Genomic DNA, 6506 nt, shown 5'->3' with positions numbered 1-6506 from the left:
GCGGTGGTTCCGCGGCGTTGGGTCGTAGAGCGGACGTTCGCCTGGCTGGGACGATGCCGCCGACTGTCGAAGGACTACGAGTACCTGCGCGTCTGTTCGGAGAACGTCATCTACCTCACCATGGCCATGCTCCTCATGCGGTGCCTTGCAAGGTCAGCCCGCTGACAGGCTTTTCAGACGCCCTCTAGAGCCGGTTGACGAGCCCCCGGCTGGTCAGCAGTTGATGGGAGGGTTACCGGAAGCGACTCGGCAGTAGTCCGACCCGAGTCCGCCGTCGACGGTGCCGGCGTTTGGGCCGACGGTGATGAAGTCGCCGTCGGCTCCGCCGAGAATCCTACCGGTCACCGCAGTACCGGCGTTGGCCGTGATGGAGTCGCCACCGGCGCCGCCGTCGATGGTGCCGGCAACGATGCCGTTGATGACGATGTAGTCGCTGCCGCCCAAGCCGTTGACGCTGTCACCCACGGCGAGGGCGCCGCAGCTGATGTAGTCGGGGCCGGTAGTACCGCTGACGGTCGTACCGGATACAGGGCTGCCGTTGACCGTGCATGACGTCAGGGCTTGTGCGGGCGTCGCGGTCAGGGCGAGGGGAGCGGCCACGAGGGAGGCGGCACAGAGCGTACGTATCGCATGTCTGATCATGAAATGATTGGCTCATGGCGATTTCATGATCGCAATGCTGCACCAGCGGTGGCGCCACCGTTCGGGCAGTCTTCCCCCGGACGGGCCACCGAGAGTGACGGTCAGCTGATCGGGGTTTGAGCCGGAGGTCCGAAGCCGGATCAAGACCGTGCCTACATGGTCAGCTAATCGTTGTCCTGCGCATCGGGAGTGGGCGCTGGGGATGGATTGTTCCGGATGGTTTGTGGGAGATCGCGAAGCCGTTGCCGCCATCGGCGCGGGTGCGTCCGCAGGGCGGCGGGATCGCGAACATCGACGATGAAGCGGTCTTCGCCGCGATCATCTATGTGCTGGTCAGCGGCTGCGCCTGGCGGGCCCTGCCACCGTGTTTCGGAGCGTCGAAGTCGACGGTGCACCGCCGTTTCGCCATCTGGTCCCGCGCCGGGGTCCGGGGCCGGCTGCACCAGAAGGTTCTCCAGCTCCTGGACGAGCAGGATCTCATCGACTTGTCCCGTGCTGTCCTCGACTCAGCTCACGTACGCGCCAAAAAAAGGGGGCGAACTTGCAGGTCCGAGCCCCGTGGACCGAGGTAAGCCCGGTTCCAAGATGCACGTCCTGTCCGACGCGAACGGACTGCCCCCACGCGTCGGATTCTCCGCGGCCAACACCCACGACAGCCAGGCGCTGAAGCCCATGCTGTCCCATTTCCACATGGGACACGAATCCCACGCGACCGGTTCCAAGTCCCAACGCCTCCACGCCGGCAAGGCGTACGACATCCCTCACCTGCGTCGATGGTTACGGGGCAGGCGCATCGGCGTCCGGATCGCCCGCAGAGGCATCGACTCCAGCGAACGGCTCGGCCGGCGCAGATGGGTCATCGAGCGCACCATGTCCTGGCTGACGGGCTACCGCCGTCTCAACCACCGCTACGAGCGCCAACCAGGCAACTGCCTGGCCTTCCTTGGACTCGCCGCCGCCTTCTGCTGCTACAAACGGCTCCTCAAACTGACCATGTAGGACACGGTCCTACGCGATATTTCAGACACACTCGGTCCGTCCGAGGCTGGGCGGCGAGGGTTTGGAGGCGGGCCGAGGTGCCGTCGCGTTGTGCACGCCGCAGCCCGTACTTGGCCAGTAGCCCGTTGGAGACGGTCAGTAAGAACGCCGCACACGCCCGAAAGAGCGCAACGCGGACGTCCTTGGTGGGCGCGTTGTGGTTGAGCCCCAGTTCCAGGAGTCGGTCCGGCGTCGGCGGCCGGTGCTTCTCACCCCTGTCGGCCGCGGTGATCCGGGCGTCGTCCTGGGCGGTGGCTGTGGCGGCGGCCACGGTGTGGTCGGTGGAGCCGCCGTCGGGGAGGAGGATCTCCCGCGAGGGGTGGTGCGCAGCGCAGGCATTGGCCAGGCAAGGACCAAGCCCGCATTCAGGCAGTGCAGTTCCTGCGGAGGCAACCTCGGGCGTCTGCTCGGTGATCAGGACAGCCGCGTTGTACTACTAGGCTGAGCTCATGCTGCATCTGCGTCTGATCACTCCGGCCGACACGACCGAGGAGGTGGTGCAGCTGATCGGGGGGACGGTCGGCACCGCGCATCTCGTGGTGCTGCCGGGGGCCGCCCGCGATCCCGCCGGGGACGTCGTGATGTGTGATGTCGCCCGTGAGGCGGGCGACGAACTCCTCACCGCGCTGAAGGATCTGGGCGTGGAGGAGTCGGGGTCCATCGCCGTGGAGGACATCGACCTGTCGCTGTCCCGGCGCGCCGACAAGGCCGTCGAGGACGCACCTGGCGAGGCTGCGGACGCAGTTTTGTGGGAGCACCTCACGGACGAGACGCACGAGGAGTCGACGCTGTCGGCCACCTACGTCGCCTTCATTACCCTGGCCACCATGATCGCCGCCTGCGGTGTGGTCCTGGACAACGCCATCCTCATCGTGGGCGCGATGGCCGTAGGTCCCGAGTTCGGACCGCTTGCGGGGATCTGCACGGCGCTGGTGCGACGGCGTCCGCGACTGGCGTTGCGTTCACTGGTGGCGCTGGCCGTGGGATTTGCCGCGGCCATGCTGTTGGCGGTCGGCTTCACGTTCCTCATGGAGGCTGCCGGCCTGTTCACCAAGGTGCAGTTGGAGGCCGAGCGGCCCAACACCAACTTCATCTACCGGCCGGACGCGTTCTCGTTCGTCGTCGCGGCACTGGCGGGCGCGGCGGGGATGTTGTCGCTGACGTCGGCGAAGTCCGGCGCCCTCGTCGGCGTCGCGATTTCGGTGACCACGGTCCCGGCGGCGGCGAACGCGGCCGTCGCCTTCTCCTTCGGCGAGTACCGCCAGGCCTGGGGCTCGACGGAACAACTCGCCTTGAACCTGCTCGGCATCGTGCTCGCAGGGACCCTTACGCTGCTGGCCCAAAAATGGCTCTGGGCCCGACAACGGTCGGTCACCAGAGCAGCGAATCAGTAGTGCAGCCGGCCCCGGGACTGTCAAACACGGGGTCTGTTCCGTAGTCGGTGGTGACGGAGGGTGCGGTCAGCCCAGGAGGATGCGGTGGCGGAGGAGGGGGAAGCCTGCGCGGCCGTGCATCTGGCGCTTGATCAGCTTGGTTTTGTTGTTCACGCCTTCGGTGCCGCTGTTGTGGTGCGGCAGGGTGAGGGTGGCGTCGGCTGCGGTGCGGTCCTTCTCGAGGCCCCGGGTGAAGGCATGCAGGTGGGGCAGGTCCTCGGCCTGGGCCGAGGTGATCCAGCTGCTCGGCAGGGCGGCATTGCCGTCGGCGGGATCCAGCAGCACGGCGAAGTGGCGGATGAGGGCGGCCATAGCGGTCATCTCGTGGCAGGCAGCGCGGGCGGCCTCGATACGTTCCCGCTGGTGGTCCTTGAGGCGGTCGGGGCGGGTGAGCAGGTAGCGGGCCAGGCACCGGGGCGAGAGGGCGGACCGGTCGGCCTCGACACGGCCCTGGTTGATGTAGCGGACCAGCAGGTTCGAGCTGCCGGTGCAGCCCAGCTCCCTGATCTCCTGGAGGAGATGGGTGACGGGGACGGCCGGATTCTCCAGTCGGCGCTTGCGCAGGTGATCACGGTAGGGATCCACGAGGGTGGGCCGGTACTTGGGGGTGCGGATGAGGTGCTCGGGCTCGGCAACACGGTCGTAGCGCTTGACAGTGTTGAGAGCCAGGTTGAGGCGACGCGCGCACTCCAGAAGTCCGACTCCGCGCTCGCGCAGGGCGTGGACCTGCTGCCAGCGCTCGCGGGTGGTGGCGGCTTGTCTCCCCTCAACCGGGGGCGGGCCCGCTTTCGCCCAGCAGGTGCTGTGCGCGGCGACTTCTTTGCGGACGGCCTCGGCGAGGTTGTGCCACAGGTGCCCGCGGTCGCTGATCCGGACCGCGTCGGGCAGGGCTCGGCGGACCGCCTCGGCGTAGGTGGCCGATCCGTCCCGGCATACGGCCTCGATGCCCGGATGTCCGCGCAGCCAGGCTTCCGGAGGGGCGGCTTCGCGGCCGGGGGAGTACCTCGATTCGCTCACCGGTCTCGGCGTTGATGATGATCGTGGCGTAGCTCTGCCGGCGTCGCAGGGCGAAGTCGTCGACCCCGATCACCCGCGGGATCCGCACCGCCGGCACGGGCACCCGCCGCAGCAGCCGCAGGGCGGAGGCGTACGACACGGGCACGGCCAGCGATCGGGCGAGTCGGGCGGACGCCCGACCGCACAACTCCTTGACCAGCCCGGAGAGCTGACCGGTCAGACGTGTGGTGCGGCGCTGATGGCGCTCCAGAAGCCCGGGGACCTGCTCTCGGAAGGTCTGCCGCCTGCAGCCCAGGACCGGACAGACCAGCCGTCGTATCCTCACCCCGACCACGACCTGCCGGCCGTCGAGCGGCACATCCCGCACCGTCCGGCCGTGATACCCGTGGACCTTCCTCGTCAGGACTCCGCACACCGGACAGGGAACGGGAGCATCCCGGGTCCGAGCCGTAACCCGGACTATCTCGCCACCGTCCGCCACATTCTCGATGACCAACGCCGACATCCCCGAAAACACCGTTCCTGCAAGCGCGTTCGCATCATGCACACTCAATGATCACAGGCGAGCACCCTCCGTCACCGCCGACTACGGAACAGACCCGCTCGTTTGACAGACCCTGCCTGGGCTCGACACCAATGCGGCTGAGACCACAAGTGACCTCTGCAGGGGATCCCGAGGTCGACACTGGTGTTTGCTCTGGGTTTCCGGCCCGCCCCTCCCGGTCGGCTGGACTGAGTGAGAGGAAAAAGATCTGCTGTGAAGGCGTGCGGAGTATCCGGGGCCGAGAAGGAAGTCGTCCTGCTGGAGTTGCCCGAACCGTCATCTCCCGGGCCCGGACAGATCCTGGTGGCGGTCGAGGCGGCCGGGGTCGGCCCGTGGGACGAACTGCTAAACGGCGCTGGTTGGGACGTGGGGCTGCGCCCCCCGGCGGCGCTGGGAGTGGAGGGCGCGGGCAAGGTGCTGGCCGTCGGAGCAGGTGCCACCGGGTTTGCGGTAGGCGACCGGGTGCTCGCGCACGAGGCCCCGCTGCCCGGGGGAAGCGGCTTCTGGGCCGAACGCGTTCTGGTCAACGCGGATCACACGGCAGCCTGCCCACCCGGGCTGGACGCCGTGCACGCGGCGGCGCTGCCGGTCAACGGACTCACCGCGTTGCAGGCCTTGGAGAAGCTGGACCTCAGCCGAGGACAACGGCTCCTGATCACCAACGGAGGCGGGGCCACCGGAGCCCTGGCCATCCAGCTCGCTGCGGCCAAGGACATCGAGGTGACCGCGACCGCGTCTGCTGCCGCCACAGAGCGCCTGCTCGGTCTGGGAGCGACGGAGGTCGTCGACTACCACGACTCGAACTGGCCGGCCAAGGTACGCGGCGGGTTCGACGCCGCCCTCACCATCGCCACCGGCACGGCGGACGCCGCCCTGCCTTTGGTGCGGGACGGCGGCCGACTGTGCTCCCTGACCTCGGACGCGCCTCCGGAGGAACGAGGCATCACGAGTTGGGACCTCTACCTCGAGCCCAACGCCGCGCAGCTTGTCCAGCTGGCGGAGCAGGCCGCCGCGGGAACCTTGAAACTCGCACCGGAACCCCTGCCGCTGAGCGAGGGACCGGCTGCGTTCGCCCGGGTGGTTACCGGACGGGCCGGCGGTAAGAAGATCGTGCTCACCCGAGCATGACCCGGCCGGGCACCGCACGATCCCGACGCCGGGCCACGGTGCCCGCCAGGCGCGATCGAGAAGTCGTCAGGCCGAGGGTGGGCGACCGAGGAATACTGGCGAGGTCTGCTCACGCCGGGCCCGCCGCAGCCGCCACGGCAGGACGTAACCCACACCTCCGACAACGGCTGACACAGTGAGCTTCTTCAGCGTTGCCGCTCCAGGGTGAGGACGGCTTTGGCGATTGACGTCATGCGGTTCGGGCTGGTTCGGGATCTGCAGAAGATCCGCCAGGACCTCAGGCGCGCGACGCTGCGTCCGACCGGTGCCCGTGCCGCGGACAAGGCCCGGTTGACGGTCTTCTCGGTGAGGGTGACTTCCTGCAGGAGCCTGCGCTTGATGCCCGTCGTCACCCATGAGCCGCCGCCCTGGTGAGTGAGTTCGGCATGAGGTGATCGCCTGCCCCCTGCCCCCTGCCCGCTGCCCGCGTGCCGCAGCTTCAGCACTTCGGCAGCACCGTGCCCGGTCCGTCGCGTCACGCGCTGCAACGGGCAGTCCATCGTCCTGCACCTCGATGTCCGCCCGCCCTCGAGCTGCCGCCGCCGCTGCCCCTCAAGCCGCGGGGAGGGGGCGCTGACCTGCGGGTACGGGGCCGGAGCGGACGTCAGTGCCGGACCGACGCAAAGTTTGCTCCCCGGGCCGCCGGTGCGCAGCGCGCACCCGGC

At 68.5% G+C, this 6506-nt stretch carries 5 protein-coding genes and 2 pseudogenes; 4 read left to right on the top strand and 3 right to left on the bottom strand.

Annotated elements, in window-relative coordinates; all coding sequences use genetic code 11:
• Nucleotides 1-165, top strand: a 165-nt coding sequence (locus ACZ60B_RS42385) for a transposase (protein WP_469397281.1), incomplete at its 5' end; no start/stop codon positions are given.
• Between the two features lie 48 nt (nucleotides 166-213).
• On the opposite strand, the gene ACZ60B_RS42380 is transcribed toward ACZ60B_RS42385, so the two are convergent.
• Entirely contained in the window at nucleotides 214-600 is a 387-nt protein-coding gene (locus ACZ60B_RS42380) for a hypothetical protein (protein WP_469397277.1), read from the bottom strand.
• Between the two features lie 224 nt (nucleotides 601-824).
• On the opposite strand from ACZ60B_RS42380, the gene ACZ60B_RS42375 reads away from it, so the two are divergent.
• Nucleotides 825-1641 (top strand): IS5 family transposase gene (locus tag ACZ60B_RS42375; RefSeq protein WP_469397279.1). Its coding sequence is split into 2 segments (ribosomal slippage): nucleotides 825-1166 and nucleotides 1168-1641, totalling 816 coding nucleotides; the frame shifts between segments, so codons are not numbered across the junction.
• A gap of 488 nt (nucleotides 1642-2129) precedes the next feature.
• Nucleotides 2130-3074 (top strand): DUF389 domain-containing protein, encoded by a 945-nt coding sequence (locus ACZ60B_RS42370; protein ID WP_469397274.1) that lies wholly within the window; start codon nucleotides 2130-2132, stop codon nucleotides 3072-3074.
• 66 nt (nucleotides 3075-3140) lie between these two features.
• On the opposite strand, the pseudogene ACZ60B_RS42365 reads toward ACZ60B_RS42370, so the two are convergent.
• Nucleotides 3141-4677, bottom strand: a pseudogene (locus ACZ60B_RS42365) (ISL3 family transposase).
• 210 nt (nucleotides 4678-4887) lie between these two features.
• On the opposite strand from ACZ60B_RS42365, the gene ACZ60B_RS42360 reads away from it, so the two are divergent.
• Complete coding sequence (locus ACZ60B_RS42360; RefSeq protein ID WP_469397271.1) at nucleotides 4888-5802, top strand: NADP-dependent oxidoreductase; 915 nt, start codon at nucleotides 4888-4890, stop codon at nucleotides 5800-5802.
• Nucleotides 5803-5987: 185 nt separating this feature from the next.
• Here the strand turns inward: ACZ60B_RS42360 and ACZ60B_RS42355 are convergent.
• Nucleotides 5988-6227 (bottom strand): annotated as a pseudogene (locus ACZ60B_RS42355) (IS5/IS1182 family transposase); the annotation flags it as partial.
• Between the last annotated feature and the right edge of the window lie 279 nt (nucleotides 6228-6506).

It is taken from the genome of Streptomyces sp. NPDC104096 (assembly GCF_055584385.1).
This window is presented reverse-complemented; position numbering and strand designations above follow the sequence as displayed.

Coding starts and splice junctions, on each gene's coding strand:
- ACZ60B_RS42370 (WP_469397274.1), top strand. CDS start 2,130: ATGCTGCATCTGCGTCTGATCACTCCGGCCGACACGACCGAGGAGGTG.